Below are 22,082 nucleotides of genomic sequence, written 5' to 3' on the forward strand. Positions count from 1 at the left end.
GAACGGCGCGGCGAGCCGGGCCAGCCGGCCCAGCCAGCCGTCAAGGGCGCGCCCCAGGCGACCGGCGAGCGCGCACCGCGCCGCGAGCGTGCGCCGCGCGCCGCCGTCGCACCGAACCCCGTTCCGCCGATCACGTATCCCGAAAGCCTGCCCGTGTCGGGCAAACGCGACGAAATCGCGCGTGCGATCGCCGGTCATCAGGTTGTCATCGTCTGCGGCGAAACGGGTTCGGGCAAGACCACCCAGTTGCCGAAGATCTGTCTCGATCTCGGCCGCGGCCTCGGTGCCGGCGGCACGGGGCTGATCGGCCACACGCAGCCGCGGCGCCTGGCCGCGTCGTCGACCGGCCGACGCATCGCCGAGGAGCTCGGCACGCCGTTCGGCGAAGTGGTCGGCTACAAGGTGCGCTTCACCGACAATCTCGCGCCGGGCGCGTCCGTCAAGCTGATGACGGACGGGATCCTGCTCGCCGAGACGCAGACCGATCCGCTGCTGAAGGCGTACGACACGCTCATCATCGACGAGGCGCACGAGCGCAGCCTGAACATCGACTTCCTGCTCGGCTATCTGAAGGAGATCCTCCCGAGGCGGCCGGACCTGAAGCTGATCGTCACGTCCGCGACGATCGACGCCGACCGCTTCGCGCGCCATTTCGGCACCGACGAGCGCCCGGCGCCCGTGATCGAGGTGAGCGGGCGGCTGTATCCGGTCGAGATGCGTTACCGGCCGGTGGCCGAGGATCGCCCAGCCGTGAAGAACGCCGAAGGCACCGGCGGCCGCGATCGCGTGAAGACCGCGCGCGAGGCCGAACGCGACCTGATGGACGCGATCGTCGACGCGGTCGACGAGCTATGCCGCGAAGGCCCCGGCGACGTGCTGGTGTTCCTGCCCGGCGAGCGCGAGATCCGCGAAGCGGCCGAGGCGCTGCGCAAGCACCACCCGCCGCATACCGAGATCCTGCCGCTCTTCGCGCGGCTGTCGGCGGCCGACCAGGACAAGGTGTTCAAGGCGTCGAACGCGCGCCGGATCGTGCTCGCGACCAACGTGGCCGAAACGTCGCTGACGGTGCCGGGCATCCGCTACGTCGTCGACACGGGCCTCGCGCGCGTGAAGCGCTATTCGTACCGCAACAAGGTCGAGCAGCTGCAGGTCGAGTCGATCTCGCAGGCCGCCGCGAACCAGCGCGCGGGCCGCTGCGGCCGGGTAGCCGACGGCGTGTGCATCCGCCTGTATGAAGAAAGCGACTACCAGGCGCGCGCCCGCTTCACCGATCCGGAAATCCTGCGCGCGTCGCTCGCGTCGGTGATCCTGCGGATGAAGTCGCTGCACCTGACGGCGATCGAATCGTTTCCGTTCCTCGAGCCGCCGCCCGGGCGCGCGATCGCGGACGGCTACCAGCTGCTCAACGAGCTCGGCGCGGTCGACGACGACAACGCGCTGACGCCGCTTGGCCGCGAGCTCGCGCGGCTGCCGCTCGACCCGCGCGTCGGCCGGATGATTCTCGCCGCGCGCGACCAGCAGTCGCTGCGCGAGGTGCTGATCATCGCGAGCGCGCTGTCCGTGCAGGATCCGCGCGATCGCCCGATCGAGGCGCAAGAGCAGGCCGACCAGGCGCATCGCCGGTTCGCCGACGAGCGCTCCGAATTCCTGCAATGGCTGAAGATCTGGGCGTGGTTCGAAGAGGCCGTCGCGCACAAGAAATCGAATCGCCAGCTCGTCGACGCGTGCCGGCAGAATTTTCTGTCGCACCTGCGGCTGCGCGAATGGCGCGACGTCCATTCGCAGCTGCTGACGGTCGTGCGCGAGCACGGCTGGCGGCTCAACGAGGCCGAGGCGACCTATGAGCAGGTGCATCTGGCCCTGTTGACCGGCCTGCTCGGCAACCTCGGCATGAAGGCCGACGACGATCCGCATTATCTCGGCGCGCGCGGGATCAAGTTTTATCTATGGCCGGGCTCCGCGCTCGCGAAGAAGGCCGGCCGCTGGGTGATGGCGGCCGAACTCGTCGAGACGAGCCGGCTGTACGCGCGCTGCCTCGCGAAGATCGAGCCGGAGTGGGTCGAGAAGATCGGCGCGCACCTGCTGAAGAAGTCGCTGTCCGAGCCGCACTGGGAGAAGCGTCCCGCGCAGGTCAGCGCGTTCGAGCGCGCGACGCTGTACGGGCTGCCGATCTACCACCGCCGGCGCGTCGCGTTCGGCAAGCAGGATCCGGCGCGCGCGCGCGAGCTGTTCATCCGCGGCGCGCTCGTCGAAGGCGAATTCGACACGAAGCTGCCGTTCTTCGCGCACAACCGCAAGCTGCTCGCCGACATCGAGCAGCTCGAGCACAAGTCGCGCCGGCAGGACGTGCTGGTCGACGACGAGCTGATCTACGCGTACTACGACCAGGCGATTCCGGCGGGCATCCACACGGGCGCCGCGTTCGAGCGCTGGTATCGCGACGAGGTGAAGCAGGGCGGCCAGCCGGACGACAGGCAGCGCCTGCTGTACCTGTCGCGCGACGACCTGATGCGCCACGAGGCGGCCGGCGTGACGACCGAGCTGTTCCCGAAGCGGGCGACGATGGCCGGCGTCGAGATGGCGCTCACGTACCATTTCGAGCCGGGCACGCCGCGCGACGGCGTGACGCTCGCGGTGCCGCTCTACGCGCTGAACCAGGTCGACGCGCGCCGCTGCGAATGGCTCGTGCCGGGGATGCTGAAGGAGAAGGTGCAACTGCTGCTCAAGTCGCTGCCGCAGAAGCTGCGCCGGCACTGCGTGCCGCTGCCCGAGTACGCGGCCGGTTTCGTCGAGCGGACGGGCCGCGAGCGCTTCGGCGCGGGCGGTCTCGTCGAGGCGCTGATCGCCGACGTGCGTGCGCAGACGCAGGTCATGATGAAGACGGCCGACTTCAAGCTCGAGACGCTGCCCGCGCACCTGTTCATGAACTTCAAGGTGATCGACGAGCACGGCCGCCAGCTCGCGATGGGGCGCAACCTCGCGCAGCTGCGCCAGGAGCTCGGCGCACAGGCGCAGCAGCAGTTCCAGAAGATCGCGGCGGCGTCGACGATCTCCCCGGGCGGCGAAACGGACACGGGCGACGCACCGGCGTCCGCAGCCGGGCAGGCACTGGCACCGGCGCCCGCAGCGAAGGGCGGCAAGGCGGGCAAGGGCGCCGCGCCGCAGACGGCCGCGCCGGCGGAAGCGGGCGCGACGGCGCTGTATGAGAACCTGACGACGTGGAACTTCGGCAAGCTCCCCGAGCTGCTGGAGATCCGCCGGCGCGGCCAGACGCTGTACGGCTACCCGGCGCTCGTCGATCGCGGCACGCACTGCGACGTCGAGGTGTTCGACTCGCCCGAGGAGGCCGCGCGGATCCACCGGGCCGGCCTGCGGCGCCTGTTCGCGCTGCAACTGAAGGAGCCGATCAAGTTCCTCGAGAAGAACCTGCCGGGGCTGCGCGAGATGGCGATGCAGTACATGTCGCTCGGCACGCAGGACGAGCTGCGCGACCAGCTGATCGACACGGCGCTCGACCGCGCGTGCCTGCAGGATCCGCTGCCCGACGACGACGCGAGCTTCCACGCGCGTCGCGACGAGGGCCGCAGCCGCCTGAACCTGCTTGCGCAGGAGATCGCGCGGCTCGTCGGGCAGATCCTCGCCGAATACGCGGGTCTCGCGAAGAAGCTCGCACAGGCGAAACCGTTCGCGCAGGCCCACGCCGATATCCAGCAGCAGCTCGCGGCGCTGGCCGGCAAGCGCTTCGTGATTGACACCCCTTACGTGCAGCTTGCGCACTTTCCGCGCTACCTGAAGGGCATCGCGCTGCGGATCGACAAGCTGAAGGCCGATCCGGCGCGCGACGCCAAGCAGTCCGCCGAGCTGCTGCCGCTCGTTCAGCAGTACCAGCGCGCGGTGTCGCAGCGCGGCGGCGTGGCGGACTCGCGGCTCGCGGAATTCCGCTGGCTGCTCGAGGAACTGCGAATTTCATTATTTGCGCAGGAACTGCGCACGCCGATGCCTGTCTCTGTCAAGCGTCTGCACAAGGTCTGGGAGTCGATGCAGCGCTAGTGCAACGGCGGTTTTCCGGGCCCGCACCGGCCGCCGGCCCCGGTCGGCGGCGCAGCGCCTGCCGCAGCCGGCCGTATGGCCGTCGCGGCGTGCGTCGAAGTGGCGCAACGCCGGCTCCCGTCAACCGGCGGGGCCGGTCGAACGTTTTACAATGACTGTTGTTCCACGACGTGAGTCTTCATGCGCACTTTCCTTTCTTTCGGCCGCACGCTCGCGCTGGCCGCCGCCGTACTGGCGCCCGCCGCACACGCGAATAACGTGATCGTCCTCAACTCGGCCGAAGCGACGCTTTCCCTGATCGATCAGCAGACCCGCCAGGTCGTCTCCACGATGCCAACCGGCAAGGAGCCGCACCACCTGATGATTACGCCCGACAATGCGTCGCTGATCGTCGCAAATTCGGTCTCGAACAGCCTGATGTTCCTCGATCCGAAGACGGGCAAGCTGCAGCGCACCGTCGAAGGGATCGACGATCCGTACCAGCTCGGCTTCTCGCCCGACCGCAAATGGTTCGCGGCCGCCGGGCTGCGCCTCGACCGCGTCGACATCTACGGCTACGACGGTCGCGACCTGCGCCTCGTGAAGCGCGTGCCGCTCGGAGTCATGCCGAGCCACCTCGCGTTCACGAAGGACAGCAAGACGCTGCTCGTGTCGCTGCAGGTGTCCGGCGAGATCGCGGCGATCGATCTGCCGACGCAGACGGTCAAGTGGAAGATGAAGGTCGGCAAGGTGCCGGCGGGCCTGTGGCTCACGCCGGACGACAAGTACCTGCTGGTCGGGATGACCGGCTCGGATTACGTCGCGGTGGTCGACTGGCGCAACCAGAAGGTCGTCAAGCAGATCGTGACGGGCAAGGGCGCGCACAACTTCCGTTCGCTCGCCGACGGCACGCACGTCGCGGTCACGAACCGGGTCGCGAATACGATCAGCATCATCGACGAGAACACGCTCACCAATGTCGGCGACATCACCGGCCTGCTGCCGGGGCCGGACGACATGGAGCTGTCCGCCGACAAGAAGACGCTGTGGGTGACGTTCCGCTTCGCGAAGAAGGTCGGTATCATCGATTTGCCGTCGCGCAAGCTGGTGCAGACGATCTCCGTCGGCCGCTCGCCGCACGGGATCTACTTCTACGACCGCGCGCCGTGGAAGGCTGCGAACGGCGCGTGACGGACGGAGGCGAACGATGCTGCACCTGATCGATGCGTTCGTGTCGGACATCCAGACCTGGCTGTATGTCGACGTCGTGCAGCCGCTCCTCTTCAAGTTCAACCTGATGGACTATGACGAGGACACCTACGACGCACTCTACTGGGTCATCATCGGCGCGCTGCAGATGGTGCTGATGTTCGCGCTGCTGCGCCCGCTCGAGGCGCTCGCGCCCGTCGAGCGCTGGAAGAACCGCCGCGCGGTGCGGGTCGACGTGATCTACACGGCGATCTCGAAGCTCGGCATCTACACGCTGTTCTTCTTCTTCGCGCTGCAGCCGGTGTTCGACAACTTCCAGGCGTGGATGCGCCTGCATGGCGTCGCGAATTTCAACCTCGACTATCTGTGGCCGGGCGTGACCTCGCAGCCGATCGTCGCGTTTGCGATCTACCTCGTCGTGCTCGACTTCGCCGGCTACTGGTATCACCGCTGGCAGCACAAGTTCGGCATCTGGTGGGAGCTGCACGCGGTCCATCACAGCCAGCGGCAGATGTCGCTGTGGTGCGACGATCGCAACCACCTGCTCGACGACGTGCTGCAATCGTGCTTCTTCGCGGCGATCGCGCTCGTGATCGGCGTGACGCCATCGCAGTTCGTCGTGCTGACCGCGGTCACCAACTTCCTGCAGAGCATCCAGCATACGAATGCGCGGCTGTCGTTCGGCCGGCTCGGCGAGCGCCTGCTCGTGAGCCCGACCTTCCACCGGCGCCACCACGCCGTCGGCTACGGCCACGAAGGCACCAAGTACGGCTGCAACTTCGGCGTGCTGTTCCCGTGGTGGGACATGATGTTCGGCACCGCGTCGTGGAACCGCACGGTCGAGCCGACCGGCATCCGCGAGCAGGTCGAAGGCGTGTCCTACGGCGAAGGCTTCTGGGCGCAGCACGGCCTCGCGTTCGTGCGCATCTTCCGGCGCATCGTTCCCGCGAAGCGCGGCGCGGCATCGGCCTGATCCGGTCATTTTCCCGTTGAACGGCGTTCCCACACGGCCCGCATGTGCTTTGGCGCATGCGGGCCGTGTGGTTTATCCTTTCCCCGTTTTTCTCCATCAATACAGGCACCAAAGGCTCGCATGAACGACTTGCTGCGCTCCTTCGTCCGGGCGCTCGTCAGCGCGCTGCACCCGCGCATGCTGTGGCTCACCCTGATGCCGTTCGTCGTGTCGGCGCTGCTGTGGGGCGTCGTGCTGTGGTTCTCGTGGCAGACACTGATCGACGCCGCGCGCGGCGCGCTCGACGGCTTCATGCTGACGGCCGCGCTGTACCGCGCATTCGACGCGATCGGGATGTCGCAGCTGCATGCGGTCATCGCGCCGTTCGTCGTCGTGTCGCTGGCGATTCCGCTGATCGTGCTTACCGTGCTGCTGCTGATCGCGGCGATTTCGATGCCGGTCGTGATCAGGCACCTGTCGAACCGGCAGTTCGCTGCGCTCGAGACGAAGCGCGGCGGCACGTTCTTCGGCAGCGTGTTCAATTCGCTCGGCGCGGCGCTCGTCGGCGTCGTGCTGCTCGTCGTCACGATCCCGCTGTGGCTGATTCCGCCGTTCTTCGCGCTGCTGCCGCCCGTGATCTGGGGCTGGCTCACGTACCGCGTGATGACCTACGACGCGCTCGCGCAGCACGCGAGCCGCGACGAGCGCCGGGCACTCGTGCGGCAGCATCGCTGGCCGCTGATCGGCATCGGCGTCGCGACCGGGCTGCTCGGCACCGTTCCGACCTTCGTGTGGGTCTCGTCGGTCTGGATGATGGTGCTGTTCCCGTTCGTCGCGGCGGCCATGATCTGGGTATACGCTTTCATCCTCGTCTTCTCGGCGCTGTGGTTCGGGCACTACTGCCTGCGCGCGCTGGAAGACCTGCGCGCGAGCTCGCGCGCCACCGCAATCGACATGGGGCAGGCATGAGCATCGGCATCATCATCATCGGCGACGAAATCCTTTCGGGCCGCCGGCAGGACAAGCATCTGGCGAAGGTCATCGAGCTGCTCGGCGCGCGCGGCCTCGCGCTCGACTGGGCCGAATACATCGGCGACGATCCGGCGCGCATCACCGCGACGCTCGCGCGCGCGATCGCATCCGGCGACATCGTGTTCTCGACGGGCGGGATCGGCGCGACGCCGGACGACCACACGCGCCAGTGCGCGGCCGCCGCGCTCGGCGTGCCGCTCGAGCTGCATCCGGAAGCGAAGGTGCTGATCTCGGAGCGCATCCGCGAGATGCACACCGATCCGGCCACGCCGGTCAACTTCGATTCGCCGGAAAACCAGCACCGCTTCAACATGGGCGTGTTCCCGGCGGGTGCCGCGATCATCCCGAACGGGTACAACCGGATTCCCGGCTTCTCGGTCGGCGATCTGCACTTCGTGCCGGGCTTCCCGGTCATGGCGTGGCCGATGATCGAATGGGTGCTCGACACGAAGTACCGGCACCTGCATCACGCGAGCCCGCACGCGGAGCGCTCGCTGTACGTGTTCGAACTGCCGGAATCGACGCTCGCGCCGCTGATGGAAAGGATCGAGCGCGACTTCCCCGGCGTGCGCGTGTTCAGCCTGCCGAGCGTGGGCGACGCCGAGCGCGGCGGGATCTACGCGCGCCGGCATATCGATCTCGGCGTGAAGGGCGAGCCGGAGGCGGTCGCGGCCGCGTTCGTGAAGCTGCGCGAAGGCGTGCACCTGCTCGGCGGCGACATCGTCGAACCGGACGCGCCGCGCGCCTGAGCGGCCGGCAATCCGGTCGCGCACAAGCACGAAACGGCCGCACAAAAGGCACGGGCCGCGCAACGCGGCCCGTCATCGGGGTGTCATCGCCCGGCTCGACGATGTCGCAGTCGGGCGCGGCGGACGGCAGGCGCGCTCAGGCGCCGATCCACGGCAGTTTTCGGAAGCACCAGCCGTCGACCGTCTTGCGATGGCCTTCGGCGTCCTTCGCGCCTTCGAAGCCTTCGAGCAGGTCGAGCGCCTTCGTGAAGCCGGCCTGCGCGGAGGCGACCGCGGCGAGCTTCGAGCGCGCGGCGCTGCGGCACAGGAACAGCACGGGCGTGTCGGGTGCGATGGCTGCCTTTAGTTCGTTGACGAATTCGGCGTTCGGCACGCCGCCCGGGTAGCGCGTCCATTCGATGTGCAGGTACTGGCCGTCGCCGACGAGCGGGCGGCCGATCCAGTCGAGCTCGGCGCGGGTGCGCACGTCGACGAGGCGGGCCGACGGGTCGAGCTGCAGCAGTTCGAATGCCTCGACCGGCAGCAGCGCGCCGGCATAGTCGAGCGAGCCCTGGGTGCGGCGTTCTTCGGCCTTGGCGTAAAGCTGGTCGAGCGTACTCATGGCAGGAGGTCTCCGTATCGGTCAAACGCGCATTCTAGCGCGCTGCCGCCGCAGGGATGTCCGGGCGCCGTGCGGTGCATGCACCGCCCACGCACTCACCAAAAGAGTGCAGAATGGCGCGCATGCACCAGAATGATTCCATCCCGCCGATGTGCCGCGCCGATTGCACCATCGCGGTGCGATCGGCCGGCGGGCGCCGCGGTGCGTGGCCCCGGAATTGCGCAGCCGGGCCCCGCCACGGCGCGGGCGGGCGCGATTCTCGCCGATTCGGCGTAGGGTTGGCATGGAAGCTGCTATATAGAATTCGGTCGACCCGGAGCGCGCTGCGCCAAAGCCAGACTCCGGGCAGCTCGATAAACGAGGCGGTTCCCAGTCCGCCGGAATTGTTCAATCAGGAGAAGAGGTTATGAGTAAAACCGTCGCCGACGTCATGCAGCTCGTGAAGGACGAGGACGTCAAGTTTGTCGATTTCCGCTTCACGGATACGCGCGGCAAGGAACAGCACGTGTCGGTGCCGGTTTCGGCGTTTGACGAAGACAAGTTCGAGAGCGGTCATGCATTCGACGGTTCGTCGATCGCGGGCTGGAAGGGTATCGAGGCGTCGGACATGCTGCTCATGCCGGACCCGAACGCTGCCTTCATCGACCCGTTCTATGAAGAGTCGACCCTGGTGCTGACCTGCGACGTGGTCGAGCCGGCCGACGGCAAGGGCTACGAGCGCGACCCGCGCTCGCTCGCGAAGCGCGCCGAAGCGTACCTGAAGAGCACGGGCATCGGCGACACCGCCTACTTCGGTCCGGAACCGGAATTCTTCATTTTCGACTCGGTCCAGTGGAACACGGACATGTCGGGCTGCTTCGTGAAGATCAACTCGGAAGAAGCGCCGTGGTCGTCGGGCAAGGAATTCGAAGGCGGCAACACGGGCCACCGTCCGGGCACGAAGGGCGGCTACTTCCCGGTCGCGCCGGTCGACACGTTCCAGGACATGCGTTCGGAAATGTGCCTGCTGCTCGAACAGCTCGGCATCCCGGTCGAAGTGCACCACCACGAAGTGGCGGGCCAGGGCCAGAACGAAATCGGCACGAAGTTCTCGACGCTGGTCGAGCGCGCCGACTGGACGCAATGGTCGAAGTACATCATCCATAACGTCGCGCACTCGTACGGCAAGACGGCGACGTTCATGCCGAAGCCGGTCGTCGGCGACAACGGTTCGGGCATGCACGTTCACCAGTCGATCTGGAAGGACGGCCAGAACCTGTTCGCGGGCAACGGCTATGCCGGCCTGTCGGAAATGGCGCTGTTCTACATCGGCGGCATCATCAAGCACGCTCGCGCGCTGAACGCGATCACGAACCCGACGACGAACTCGTACAAGCGTCTGGTTCCGCACTTCGAAGCACCGGTCAAGCTCGCTTACTCGGCGCGCAACCGTTCGGCATCGATCCGCATTCCGCACGTGTCGAACCCGAAGGGCCGCCGTATCGAAACGCGCTTCCCGGATCCGATGGCGAACCCGTACCTGCTGTTCTCGGCACTGATGATGGCGGGTCTGGACGGGATCCAGAACAAGATCCATCCGGGCGAAGCAGCGGACAAGAACCTGTACGACCTGCCGCCGGAAGAGGATGCAAAGATCCCGACCGTCTGCGCAGGCCTCGACCAGGCGCTGGAAGCGCTCGACAAGGATCGCGAGTTCCTGACGCGCGGTGGCGTGTTCACCGACGGCATGCTCGACGCGTACCTGGGGCTGAAGGAGCAGGAGCTGGCGAAGTTCCGCATGACGACGCACCCGATCGAGTTCGAGATGTACTACTCGCTGTAATCGGCGATGGCGCTTCGATTCAGCGCCGTCATGCCGGTTCGTTCCCGTCGCGCGGCCTGCGGCGGGAACCGCGGAGTCTGAAAGGGGACGGCGTCCAGCCGTCCCTTTTTTGTTCCGAGCATTTCCATTTTCCGACCCGGTGAGGCGCGACGATACGCACGATGGCTCTGAAGAATCTGATCAAGGCGAAGACGGGGCAGCCCGAGCGACTGACGGAAGACGAGCGGCTCATGCACTCGGGCCTGCTGGCGGGGCTGGAAGCGCTGCCGACGGTCGTGATCGTGCTCGACCGCAAGACGCTGCGGGTCGTGTTCGCGAATCCGTCCGCGGAGGCGATGCTCGACCTCTCGCGCCGGCAACTCGCGCAGCGGCCGTGGGGCGAGATTTTCCCGAACGCGAACGCGCTCGCGTCGACGATCACCGCGATCGGCGAGGAGCGCTTTCACGCGACGCATCTCGACACGGTGCTCGACCGGCCCGGCCACGAGGCGCTGCACGTGCATGCGATCGTCGGCTTCCTCGAGACCGCGCCCGATTTCGTGCTCGTCGAGCTGTTCGAGAACGAACGGCAGTCGCGCACCGATCGCGAGGAGCGCATTCACGACCTGACCGCGGTCAACAAGCAACTGATTCGCAACCTCGCGCACGAGATCAAGAACCCGCTCGGCGGCATTCGCGGCGCAGCCCAGCTGCTCGAATTCGAACTGAGCGAGCGCGAGCGCGGCGAGTTGCGCGAATACACGCAGGTGATCATCAAGGAGTCCGACCGCCTGCAGACGCTCGTCGACCGGTTGCTGGAGCCGCATCGGCATCCGCACATCGTCGGCGACGTGAACATTCATGAAGTGTGCGAACGCGTGCGCGCGGTGATGCTCGCGGAATTTCCGCGCGGGCTCACGATCGAGCGCGACTACGACGTGAGCGTGCCGGACCTGCGCGGCGACAAGGAGCAACTGATCCAGGCGCTGCTGAACATCGTGCGCAACGCCGCGCAGGCGCTGCGCGAGCGGATCGCGCAGGGCGACGCGAAGATCGAGCTGCGCACGCGCGTCGCGCGCAAGGTGACGATCGCGAAGCGCCTGTACAAGCTGGCACTGGACTTGCACGTGGTCGACAACGGGCCTGGCATTCCGGAAGAGATCCGCGACCGGATCTTCTATCCGCTCGTGTCCGGCCGCGACGACGGCAGCGGCCTCGGCCTCACGCTCGCGCAGACCTTCGTGCAGCAGCACGACGGGATGATCGAGGTCGAGAGCCGGCCCGGACGTACCGAGTTTCAGATTCTGCTGCCGCTCGACCATTGAGCGGCAGTGCGATTCACCGGATTCACCAATATCTGACCGACCTATGAAGCCGATCTGGATAGTAGACGACGACCAATCGATCCGCTGGGTGCTTGAAAAGGCGCTCGCCCGGGACAGCTTCGCGACGAAGAGTTTCGCGAACGTGCGCGATGCGCTGGCCGCACTCGATCACGAGACACCGCAGGTGCTCGTGTCCGACATCCGGATGCCGGGCGGATCCGGCCTCGAGTTGCTGCAGGCGATGCACGAGCGTCTGCCGGGCCTGCCCGTCATCATCATGACGGCGTTTTCCGACCTCGACAGCGCCGTCGCGGCGTTCCAGGGCGGCGCGTTCGAATATCTCGCGAAGCCGTTCGACGTCGACAAGGCCGTCGAGCTGATTCGGCGCGCGGTCGAGGAAAGCCTGCGCGGCGGCGCGCCGCAGGACGAGCGCGTGGCCGAAGCGCCCGAGATGCTCGGGCAGGCGCCCGCGATGCAGGACATGTTCCGCGCGATCGGCCGCCTGTCGCATTCGGCCGCGACCGTGCTGATCACGGGCGAATCGGGCACCGGCAAGGAGCTCGTCGCGCGTGCGCTGCACCGTCACAGCCCGCGTGCGAACGGCCCGTTCATCGCGCTGAACACCGCGGCGATTCCGAAGGATTTGCTCGAATCCGAATTGTTCGGCCATGAGCGCGGCGCGTTCACCGGCGCGCAAACCACGCGCCAGGGCCGCTTCGAGCAGGCCGAAAACGGCACGTTGTTCCTCGACGAAATCGGCGACATGCCGTTCGATCTGCAGACGCGCCTGTTGCGCGTGCTGTCGGACGGCCAGTTCTATCGCGTCGGCGGTCACAACCCGCTGCGCGCGAACGTGCGCGTGATCGCCGCGACGCACCAGAATCTCGAGGCGCGCGTGCGTCAGGGGCTGTTCCGCGAAGACCTTTATCATCGGCTCAACGTGATCCGGCTGCGGCTGCCGCCGCTGCGCGAGCGCAGCGAGGACATCGCGCTGCTCACGCGCCACTTCCTGCAAAAGAGTGCGCGCGATCTCGGTGTCGAGCCGAAGCGCGTGTCCGACGAGGCGCTCGCGTACCTGACATCGCTGGCGTTTCCCGGCAACGTGCGGCAACTCGAGAACCTCGCGAACTGGCTGACCGTGATGGCGCCCGCGCAGACGGTCGAGATCAAGGACTTGCCGCCCGATCTCGTGCCGGCCGGCGCGCCGGTGGCCGCAACGGCCGACGGCGCGGATGCGTACGGCGGCAGCGCTGCCGGCGACGTGGCGCGCGCACAGCCGGTACCCGGCGCAGTACAGCTGACGGCTGCGCCCGTCGCGGCCGCACCGAACGGCACACCGGCCGGCTATCCGATGTGGGAGAGCGGCCTGCGTACCGAAGTCGCGCGGCTGTTGCGCGAGAATTCGGGCGACGTGATGGACGAACTCGCGCGCCGCTTCGAGGCGGCCGTGATCCGCGAGGCGCTCGATTTCACGCGCGGCCGCAAGGTCGAGGCGGCGGAGCGGCTCGGCATCGGTCGCAACACGATCACGCGCAAGATCCAGGAGCTCCACCTGGAGCCGTAAGCACCGCACGCGGCATGCGCGGACGTCGCGCATGCCGCGATCGGACATAATCGCGGTTTGCCGTCACGTGCGTCTCCGTCATGTCCGATTCCTTCCGCTGGCCCGCCGGGGCCGATCCGTTCCGTTTTCTCGAAGCGCTCGACAGCAAGCGCGCCCGCGCGTGGGTCGACGAGCAGAATGCGCGCACGCGTGTCGCGCTGCGCGACGACGATGCATATCGCGCGCTCACCGCGCGGCTCGCCCAGGCGTATCTGCCGCGCGAACGCCCGGTGATCCCGACTCGCTGGCGCGACTGGGCGTACGACCTGTGGCAGGACGATCTCCATCCCAAAGGACTGTGGCGCCGCGCGCGCTGGGACGACTGGCGCGCCGGCCGGCCCGACTGGGAAACGCTGCTCGACGTCGATGCGCTCGGCGCGCAGGAGGGCGAGTCGTGGGTGTTCGAGCAGGACACGATCCTGTATCCGGACGGCGACCGGGCGCTGCTGTCGCTGTCGCCGGGCGGCGCCGACGCGGTCGTCGTGCGCGAGTTCGATCTCGTGCAGCGCCGTTTCGTCGACGGCGGTTTCACGATCGACGCGCCGGGACATCACACGGTCGGCTGGATCGACCGCGATACCGTCTACGTGAGCTGGGATCGCGGCGAAGCGCATGCGACCGCGGCCGGCTATCCGTACGACGCGCGACGCTGGGTGCGCGGCACGCCGCTCGCGGATGCGCCCGTCGTGTTTCGCGGCGAACCCGACGACATCAGCGCGGGCGCGTGGTTCGATTCGATCGACGGCCGCCATGTCGCGTGGCGCAGCGTGGACTTCTTCGACGCGCATTCGTACTGGCTGACCGACGCCGGCGAATGGGCGCGCTACGATGTGCCGACCCATGTCGAGGTCGGTTTCTGGGAAGGCTGGCTGATGCTGGAGCCGCGGCTCGACTGGGACTGCGGCGGCACGCATCACGCGGGCGGCTCGCTGCTCGCGATCCGCGAGCAGGCGTTCCTCGCCGGGTCGCGCGAATTCACGACGCTGTTCGAGCCGCGGCCGTCGACGTCCGCGTGCACGTGGACGCACACGCGCACCACGCTGATCGCGAGCTGGCTCGACGACGTGCACAACCGCACGATGCTGTGGCAGCCGACGCAGCGCGACGACGGTGCGTGGACGTGGGACGCGCGGCCGTTCGACTGGCCGGGCGACGCGCAGATCGATGTCGAGCCGGTCGAGTCGACGCTGAACGACGACGTGTATGTGGACGTCGACACCTACGTCGATCCGCCCGAATGCTGGCTCGCCGATTTGGCCGACCGGGCGGCCGATGCACCGTCGCGCCGCGTGCTGCTCGACCGTCCGCCGGTGCGTTTCGATGCGGCCGGACTCGTCGTGCGCCGCGCGAACGCGCGCTCGCGCGACGGCACGATCGTCCCGTACACGCTGATCGGGCCGCGCGACGCGCTGGATGAACGCGATGCGCGGGGTACGCCTCGCGTCGCGCGGCCATGCCTGCTGTCCGGCTATGGCGGCTTCGCGATTCCGAACCTGCCGGGCTATAGCGATGCACTCGGCATCGCATGGCTCGAACGCGGCGGCGTCGCGGCGTTCGCGCACATTCGCGGCGGCGGCGAATTCGGGCCGGGCTGGCACATCGACGCGCAGCGCGAGCATCGGCAGCGTTCGTTCGACGATTTCATCGCGGTAGCCGAGGATCTGATCCGCACCGGCGTGACGACGGCCGCGCAGCTCGGGATCGAAGGCGGCAGCAACGGCGGGCTGCTGGTCGGCGCATGCATGGTGCAGCGGCCGGAGCTGTTCGGCGCGGTGCTGTGCCGCGTGCCGCTGCTCGACATGCGGCGCTACCCGAAGCTGCACGCGGGTGCCGCGTGGCTCGACGAGTACGGCGATCCGGACGATCCGCGCGAAGGCGCGGCGCTCGCCGCGTATTCGCCGTATCACCGTGTGAGCGAAGGCGTCGTATATCCGCCGCTGCTGCTCACGACGTCCACGCGCGACGATCGCGTGCATCCCGCGCATGCGCGCAAGATGGCCGCGCGCATGCATGCGCTGGGTCACGAACGGGTGTGGTACTGGGAGAACACCGACGGCGGCCACGGCAGCGCCGACGATCTGGAGCGTGCCGAAGCCGATGCGGCGGAATTCGGCTTCCTGTGGGCCCATCTCGGGCCCGCGCCCGCGCGCGGTTGAGCGCAGTTGAGCGCGGGCGTGAGCGGGTGGGGCGCTTAGCCGACGATCGCGACGACGGGCGTGTGATCGGACGGCTGTTCCCACGTGCGCGGCACGCGGTCGACCTCGCACGACGCGCAGGTTTCGGCGAGCGCCGGCGACAGCAGGATGTGGTCGATGCGCAGCCCCGCGTTGCGGCGGAACGCGAACATCCGGTAGTCCCACCACGTGAAGGTCTTCTCGGGTTGCTCGAAGCGACGGAACGCATCGACGAAGCCGAGCTCGATCAGCTTCGCGAAGTGCGCGCGCTCCTGCGGCGACACGAGGTTCTGGCCTTCCCATTTCGCCGGGTCGTGCACGTCGCGATCTTCGGGCGCGATGTTGAAGTCGCCGAGCAGCGCGAGTTTCGGATGGCGCTGCATCTCGGTGCCCAGCCACGCCTGCAGCGCATCGAGCCACTGCATCTTGTAGACGAACTTGTCGGAGTCGGGCGCCTGGCCGTTCGGGAAATATGCGGACACGATGCGCACGCCGTCGACCGTCACCGCAACGACACGCTGCTGCGGGTCCTCGAAACCGGGGATGTTGCGCACGACGTCCGATTCGTCGACGGCGAGCGTGTCGCGCACGAGGATCGCGACGCCGTTGTAGGTCTTCTGACCCGTGAACCAGCTGCGGTAGCCGGCTGCTTCCAGATCGGCGCGCGGGTATTTCTCGTCCGGCAGCTTCAGTTCCTGCAGGCACAGCACGTCGGTCCCGCTTTGCGCGAGCCAGTCGAGCACGTGCTGCTTGCGGACGTTGAGCGAGTTGACGTTCCAGGTGGCGATTTTCATGAACGGGGGAGTGCGTGCGGGGTGAATGCGAAGGCCGCCATCTTACCGCGAGCGCGGGGCGCGAACGTGCGCGGCACGCGATGCGGAGAGCGGGCGCGCATCGCGACGTCGATGGCTTGTAAAGAAATTGTGACAAAAGTATTGACGTGAGTACTTCCTCACCCTATAATTTATTTCTCTGACGCGGGGTGGAGCAGTCTGGCAGCTCGTCGGGCTCATAACCCGAAGGTCGTAGGTTCAAATCCTACCCCCGCAACCAAGCACACCAGACGATGTGCTGCGCAAGTGACCGATGCGCGCTTCGTCGACAGGAACCCGGCCCCGTGCCGGGTTTTTTGTTTTCAGCGCCCGAATGTCATTTCGGCGCGCCCGGGCTTCCGGGCAGGAAGCCGTTCTCGAGCAGATACGTCGTCGTGTTGACGAGCGTGGCCCGCGCGTTCGGCGCACCGGCCAGCACCGCGCACTTGTCCATGCCGGTATTCACCCGGATCGACCGTTCGGTCGTCGGATAGTCCACCCCCTTCAGATAGAAATGCGGCAGCGACGTCGTGTAGCGTGCATACGGCACGCACGGTCGCTGCAGCGGATCCTTCGACGCGCCGTTGAACGGGAAGTACTCGTCGAACAGGTAAGCCGAACTCGACAGGCCGCCCCAGTCCGCCGGCACCGCGATGCTGCCGGTCGGCGTCGTGATGCCGGTGGCGACGTCCGTGATGAAGCCTTCGACGGTCGAGCGCCCGTCGCTGCGATCGGCCTGCGTGTGCGTGATCTGCAGCCGGTATGCGCGACCCGGTTTCCACGCGTACGCAATCGAGCACGACGTTCCCGCGCCGCCGTCGGCGCCGCCGCGGCAATTCGCGGACAGCGGCGCCGTGCCGGTGCCGAATGCGCTGAAGATCACGAGGTTGCTGCCCTGGGTGCGGGGCTGGATGCCGGTGTAGATCGCGTGGCCGCCATGCTCGGACGACAACTCGTTGGCCCAGTAGTAACTGGCGTTGACGTTGCCCGGAACGACTTCGGGCGTGATGTCCCATGCCATCCGGTCGAAGCCGCCTTTCGGTGTCGTCGTGGCCGACGCGGTGATGTTGGGATCGGCGTGCGCGTTGAGCATGGTCGACACGGCGAGCAACGCACCGATCGCGGCGTTGAGTTTTTTCATGTTCCTGTTTCCCTGTTGGTGGAAAAGAGACCGCGGCGAGCGGCGTCGATCGCAGCGACGCTGCTCGCATGCCAATGTGCGGTCACTTTATGACCAGTGAATAACCCGTGGTGTCGGCGGGCCGGATGATGCGCGCGCGATGCGCGGGGTGCTGTCCGCCGCGGCCCCGTGCGGCAGGCGAGAGCGGGGAAGCGGGAACAGCGGGAGGGGGCAGCTCGGGATAGCTATTTGCGTTCCGCGGAATAATGCGGCCGCTGCATCGCGCGGCGGTTGCCGGCGCGTGCATCCGGTGCGCGACCGTTACGCGGCGCACGATAATGCGCGTCGTTCAGCCCGCCGCCCACTCGACCGCCGCCTTCGCATGCAGTGCGGTCGTATCGAACACCGGTAGCGGCGAGTCGTCCGCGCCGATCAGCAGCGTGATTTCCGTGCAACCGAGAATCACGGCCTGCGCGCCGCGTTTCGCCAGTGCGTCGATGATCGCCACGTAGGTCGCGCGCGATCCGGCTTCTATCACGCCATGACACAGCTCGTCGTAGATGATCCGGTGCACGTCGCCGCGCGCGGCTTCGTCCGGTACCAGCACGTCGAGGCCGAACTTGTCGCGCAGCCGTTCCGCATAGAACGGCAGCTCCATCGTGTAGCGCGTGCCGAGCAGCGCGACGCGCTCGACGCCCGCGGCGCGCAGCGCGGCGCCGGTCGGATCGGCGATGTGCAGGAACGGCAGCGTCACCGCCGCTTCGATCGCTTCGTGCACGCGGTGCATCGTATTGGTCGTCAGCACGACGAGACCGGCGCCCGCCGCTTCGAGCTGACGCGCGGCATCGGCCATCCGGTCGCCGAGCGCGGCCCAGTCCTGCGTGCGCTGCAGCGCTTCGATCTCCGCGAAATCGACCGTGACCAGCACGCTCTTCGCGTTGTGATGGCCGCCGTGCAGCGCCTTCGAGTGGCGATTGATCATCCGGTAATACTCGGCCGACGATTCCCAGCTCATTCCGCCGATCAGTCCGATCGTCTTCATCCGTCACCTGTGCGTTTCGTATGTCGTGACAGACGAGTATAGGGGGCGGCCCGTCCGCGCGGCGGTACGATCCGCGCGAAGCGGACCGGTACGGTGCGCCCGGCCAGGGTCGCCGCACGTGGATGGCCCGAACGGACCGGAAAGGGCGACGGCCGATCGAGGCAGCACGTGGCAGTTGAAACGGCCACTGTGTTTTTGTACAGTATCGGCACCGTGAACCCGACCATCCTCCCGCCTGCCGATCCGGGCGCGTCGCCACCCGGCGACGCGCCGCCGCGCGTGCGCAAGATCATCCACTGCGATTGCGACTGCTTTTACGCGTCGGTGGAGATGCGCGACGACCCGTCGCTGCGCAACCGGCCGCTCGCGGTCGGCGGCCGGCCCGATCAGCGCGGCGTGATCGCGACCTGCAACTACGAGGCGCGGCGTTACGGCGTGCATTCGGCGATGTCGTCGGCGCTCGCGATGCGCAAGTGTCCGGACCTGCTGATCCTGCCGTCCGCGATGGACAAGTACCGCGCGGCGTCGCGGCAGATCATGGCGATCTATCGCGACTACACGTATGACGTCGAGCCGTTGTCGCTCGACGAGGCATACCTCGACGTCAGCGGTTCCGAACTGTGCCAGGGCAGCGCGACGCTGATTGCGCGCGAGATTCGCCAGCGCGTGTACGACACGGTCGGCGTGACGGTGTCGGCCGGTGTCGCGCCGAACAAGTTCATTGCGAAGATCGCGTCCGACTGGAACAAGCCCGACGGCCTGTTCGTCGTGCGCCCGCATGAAGTCGATGCGTTCGTCGCGGCGCTGCCGGTGCGCAAGCTGCACGGCGTGGGCAAGGTGACGGCCACGCGGCTCGACCGGCTCGGCATCCAGACCTGCGCGCAGTTGCGCGACTGGTCGCTGATCGATCTGCACCGCGAGTTCGGTGCGTTCGGCCGGCGTTTGTACCAGCTGGCGCGGGGGATCGACGAGCGGCCGGTGCAGGCCGACCAGGAGCGCAAGTCGGTCAGCGTCGAGACGACCTACGTGACCGACCTGACGACGCTCGAGCAATGCGCGGACGAGATTCGCCGTCTCGTCGTGCAGCTCGATGCGCGGATCGCGCGCGCAGGTGCGGCACGCTCGATCCGCAAGCTGTACGTGAAGATCCGCTTCGCCGATTTCCAGCGCACGACGGTCGAATGCGTGGCCGACGCGACGAGTGCGCAAACGGCCGTCACGCTGCTCGCGAAGGGATTGCAGCGACGTGCGCAGGCCGTGCGGCTGCTGGGCGTCGGCGTGCGTATCGACGAAGATACGGCCGAGCGTCACGGGCAGTTCTCGCTGTTCGATGACGAAGCCGACGAGGCGGACGAAGCCGACGCGGCGAGCGAAGCCGGCGACGACACGCCGGCACCATGAAAAAGGCACCGCCGAAGCGGTGCCTTGTTTCGATCCGCCGGCGAACCGGGCAGGCAAGCGCGCTCAGTGCGCGGGCGCGGCCATCCCGTTGTGACGCAGCAGCGCGTCGATTTCCGGCTCGCGGCCGCGGAAGGCCTTGAACGAATCCATCGCCGGGCGGCTGCCGCCGACTTCCAGGATTTCGCGGCGATAGCGCGTGCCGGTTTCCGCGTCGAGCACGCTGCCGCTTGCGGCGGCCGCTTCCTCGAACGCCGCGTACGCGTCCGCCGACAGCACTTCGGCCCACTTGTAGCTGTAGTAGCCGGCCGCATAGCCGCCCGCGAAGATGTGGCTGAACGTGTTCGGCCAGCGCGAGAACGCCGCCTGCGGGATCACGTGGTAGCGCTCGTTGATCTCGCGCGCGAACGCGTTCACGCCGGTCGCGCCCGCCGGATCGAAGTCGACGTGCAGCAGCATGTCGAACATCGAGAACACGATCTGGCGCAGCGTGCCGAGCCCGCTCTGGAAGTTCTTCGCGGCGATCATCTTGTCGAACAGCGCGCGCGGCAGCGAGGCGCCCGTGTCGACGTGCGACGACATCGACGACAGCACGTCCCATTCCCAGCAGAAGTTTTCCATGAACTGCGACGGCAGCTCGACCGCGTCCCATTCGACGCCGTTGATGCCCGACACGCCGAGCTCGTCGACGCGCGTGAGCATGTGATGCAGCCCGTGGCCGAATTCATGGAACAGCGTGATGACTTCGTCGTGCGTGAAGCACGCGGGCTTGCCGCCGACCGGCGCCGAGAAGTTGCAGGTCAGGTACGCGACCGGCGTTTGCACGGCGCTGCCGCGTTTCGCGCGCGCGCGTGCGTCGTCCATCCACGCACCGCCGCGCTTGCCTTCGCGTGCGTACAGGTCGAGATAGAACTGCGCGACGAGCGAGCCGTCGCGGTTCTCGACGCGGAAAAAGCGTACGTCCTTGTGCCATACCGGCGCGTCGTCCGGCTTGATCCGCACGCCGAACAGCGTTTCGGTGACGTTGAACAGGCCCTTCAGCACGGCCGGTTCCGGGAAGTACTGCTTGACCTCGTTTTCCGAGAACGCGTAGCGCTGCTGGCGCAGCCGTTCGGCCGCGAACGCGACGTCCCACGGCGCGAGTTCGGTCAGGCCGAGTTCCTTCGCCGCGAACGCGCGCAGTTCGTCCCAGTCCTTGTCCGCATGCGGGCGCGCGCGCGTTGCCAGATCCTCGAGGAACGAAATCACCTGCTGCGGCGATTCGGCCATTTTCGGCGCGAGCGACACTTCGGCGAAGTTGCGGTAGCCGAGCATCTGCGCTTCTTCGCGGCGCAGCTTCAGTTCATCGGCGACGATCGCCGTGTTGTCCCACTCGGCCTTGCCGCCGCCGTACTGCGGCCCGAGTTCCGACGCGCGGGTCGCATAGGCGCGGTACAGCGTCTCGCGCATCGCGCGGTTCTCGGCGTACTGCAGCACCGGGAAGTAGGACGGGAAGTGCAGCGTGAATTTCCAGCCTTCCTTGCCCTCCTTCTGCGCGGCTTCACGCGCGGCTTCGATCGCGTCGCCCGGCAGACCGGCCAGATCGGCCTCGTCCTGCGCGAAATACGCGTACGCGTTGGTCGCGTCGAGCACGTGATCGGAGAACGCCTTCGACAGCGCGGCCTGCTGTTCCTGCAGTTCGGCGAAGCGCGGCTTCTGGTCTTCGGGCAGCTCGGCGCCCGACAGGCGGAAATCGCGCAGTGCGTTGTCGAGGATCTTCTTGCGCTCGACGGACAGCGTCGCATATTCGGCGCTCGCGGCGATCGCCTTGTACTTCTCGTACAGCGCGAGATTCTGGCCGACGCTCGACCAGAATTCGGTCACGCGCGGCAGGTTCTCGCCGTAGGCGGCGCGCAGCTCCGGCGTATCGGCGACTGCGTTCAGGTGGCCGATGACGCCCCATGCACGTCCGAGCGGCTCCGTCGCCTGCTCGACCGTCTCGACGATATCGGCCCAGGTCGCCGGCGTCGCGGGCGCGCTCGCGGTGTCGACCGCGCGGTTGGCGGCGTCGAGCAGCGTGTCGAGCGCGGGCGTCACGTGTTCCGGGCGAATCTCGCCGAAGCGGGGCAGGCCGGAGAAATCGAGGAGCGGATTGGTGTTGGCGCTGGCGGACATTAAGACTCCCTGTCTGTTGCCGGATGAACCGGGGTGAAAAGGGTGAGGCGCGATACGGCGGCGCCCGATACCGACATTATT

15 protein-coding genes and 1 tRNA gene are annotated in these 22,082 nt (G+C 67.4%); 11 read left to right on the plus strand and 5 right to left on the minus strand.

Going from position 1 to position 22,082, the window contains the following annotated elements; genetic code table 11:
- From hrpA to BME24068_RS27045, 5 genes are all read left to right on the plus strand, one after another.
- Window positions 1–4,050, plus strand: a 4,050-nt coding sequence (gene hrpA / locus BME24068_RS27025; protein ID WP_425322068.1) for an ATP-dependent RNA helicase HrpA, incomplete at its 5' end; no start/stop codon positions are given.
- Between the two features lie 180 nt (window positions 4,051–4,230).
- Window positions 4,231–5,220 (plus strand): YVTN family beta-propeller repeat protein, encoded by a 990-nt coding sequence (locus BME24068_RS27030; RefSeq protein WP_096509001.1) that lies wholly within the window; start codon window positions 4,231–4,233, stop codon window positions 5,218–5,220.
- A gap of 16 nt (window positions 5,221–5,236) precedes the next feature.
- The gene (locus tag BME24068_RS27035; protein WP_096509000.1) at window positions 5,237–6,211 is read left to right on the plus strand and encodes a sterol desaturase family protein; all 975 of its coding nucleotides are present in this window, start codon (window positions 5,237–5,239) and stop codon (window positions 6,209–6,211) included.
- 120 nt (window positions 6,212–6,331) lie between these two features.
- Window positions 6,332–7,159 (plus strand): EI24 domain-containing protein, encoded by an 828-nt coding sequence (locus BME24068_RS27040; RefSeq protein WP_096508999.1) that lies wholly within the window; start codon window positions 6,332–6,334, stop codon window positions 7,157–7,159.
- Window positions 7,156–7,971: a competence/damage-inducible protein A gene (locus BME24068_RS27045; protein ID WP_096508998.1), complete on the plus strand. Its 816-nt coding sequence runs from the start codon at window positions 7,156–7,158 to the stop codon at window positions 7,969–7,971. Before BME24068_RS27040 ends, BME24068_RS27045 begins: the two co-directional genes overlap by 4 nt.
- 136 nt (window positions 7,972–8,107) lie before the next feature.
- Here the strand turns inward: BME24068_RS27045 and BME24068_RS27050 are convergent, their stop codons facing one another.
- Window positions 8,108–8,572 carry a rhodanese-like domain-containing protein gene (locus BME24068_RS27050; protein ID WP_096508997.1) on the minus strand — a complete coding sequence of 155 codons (465 nt, stop codon included), beginning with the start codon at window positions 8,570–8,572 and terminating at the stop codon, window positions 8,108–8,110.
- A gap of 406 nt (window positions 8,573–8,978) precedes the next feature.
- Between BME24068_RS27050 and glnA the strand changes: the two genes are divergently transcribed.
- The 4 genes from glnA (at window position 8,979) to BME24068_RS27070 (ending at window position 15,457) form a co-directional block, all read left to right on the plus strand.
- Window positions 8,979–10,394, plus strand: coding sequence for a type I glutamate--ammonia ligase (gene glnA / locus BME24068_RS27055; RefSeq protein ID WP_096508996.1), 1,416 nt, complete (start codon window positions 8,979–8,981; stop codon window positions 10,392–10,394).
- Window positions 10,395–10,555: 161 nt separating this feature from the next.
- A complete protein-coding gene (gene glnL, locus BME24068_RS27060) occupies window positions 10,556–11,698 on the plus strand; it encodes a nitrogen regulation protein NR(II) (RefSeq protein ID WP_162826245.1) in 1,143 nt (380 codons plus the stop codon).
- 43 nt (window positions 11,699–11,741) lie between these two features.
- Window positions 11,742–13,262, plus strand: a complete 1,521-nt coding sequence (ntrC, locus tag BME24068_RS27065) for a nitrogen regulation protein NR(I) (protein ID WP_096508995.1) — start codon at window positions 11,742–11,744, stop codon at window positions 13,260–13,262.
- A gap of 80 nt (window positions 13,263–13,342) precedes the next feature.
- Window positions 13,343–15,457, plus strand: a complete 2,115-nt coding sequence (locus tag BME24068_RS27070; protein ID WP_174927917.1) for a prolyl oligopeptidase family serine peptidase — start codon at window positions 13,343–13,345, stop codon at window positions 15,455–15,457.
- A gap of 35 nt (window positions 15,458–15,492) precedes the next feature.
- Here the strand turns inward: BME24068_RS27070 and xth are convergent, their stop codons facing one another.
- Complete coding sequence (xth, locus tag BME24068_RS27075) at window positions 15,493–16,269, minus strand: exodeoxyribonuclease III (protein ID WP_096508993.1); 777 nt, start codon at window positions 16,267–16,269, stop codon at window positions 15,493–15,495.
- Between the two features lie 182 nt (window positions 16,270–16,451).
- Here xth and BME24068_RS27080 point away from each other — a divergent pair.
- Window positions 16,452–16,528 (plus strand) — tRNA-Met (locus tag BME24068_RS27080).
- A gap of 96 nt (window positions 16,529–16,624) precedes the next feature.
- Here the strand turns inward: BME24068_RS27080 and BME24068_RS27085 are convergent.
- On the minus strand, window positions 16,625–17,428 hold the full coding sequence (locus tag BME24068_RS27085) for a DUF3472 domain-containing protein (protein WP_174927918.1): 804 nt from the start codon (window positions 17,426–17,428) through the stop codon (window positions 16,625–16,627).
- Between the two features lie 328 nt (window positions 17,429–17,756).
- Window positions 17,757–18,449 (minus strand): aspartate/glutamate racemase family protein, encoded by a 693-nt coding sequence (locus tag BME24068_RS27090; protein WP_174927919.1) that lies wholly within the window; start codon window positions 18,447–18,449, stop codon window positions 17,757–17,759.
- Between the two features lie 189 nt (window positions 18,450–18,638).
- Between BME24068_RS27090 and dinB the strand changes: the two genes are divergently transcribed.
- Window positions 18,639–19,850 carry a DNA polymerase IV gene (gene dinB, locus BME24068_RS27095; protein WP_174927920.1) on the plus strand — a complete coding sequence of 404 codons (1,212 nt, stop codon included), beginning with the start codon at window positions 18,639–18,641 and terminating at the stop codon, window positions 19,848–19,850.
- A 63-nt stretch (window positions 19,851–19,913) separates the two neighbouring features.
- On the opposite strand, the gene BME24068_RS27100 is transcribed toward dinB, so the two are convergent.
- Window positions 19,914–22,001 (minus strand): M3 family metallopeptidase, encoded by a 2,088-nt coding sequence (locus BME24068_RS27100; protein ID WP_174927921.1) that lies wholly within the window; start codon window positions 21,999–22,001, stop codon window positions 19,914–19,916.
- Window positions 22,002–22,082: the final 81 nt, after the last annotated feature.

The sequence above is a fragment of the Burkholderia anthina genome (assembly GCF_902498995.1).
GTDB classification, from domain to species: domain Bacteria; phylum Pseudomonadota; class Gammaproteobacteria; order Burkholderiales; family Burkholderiaceae; genus Burkholderia; species Burkholderia anthina.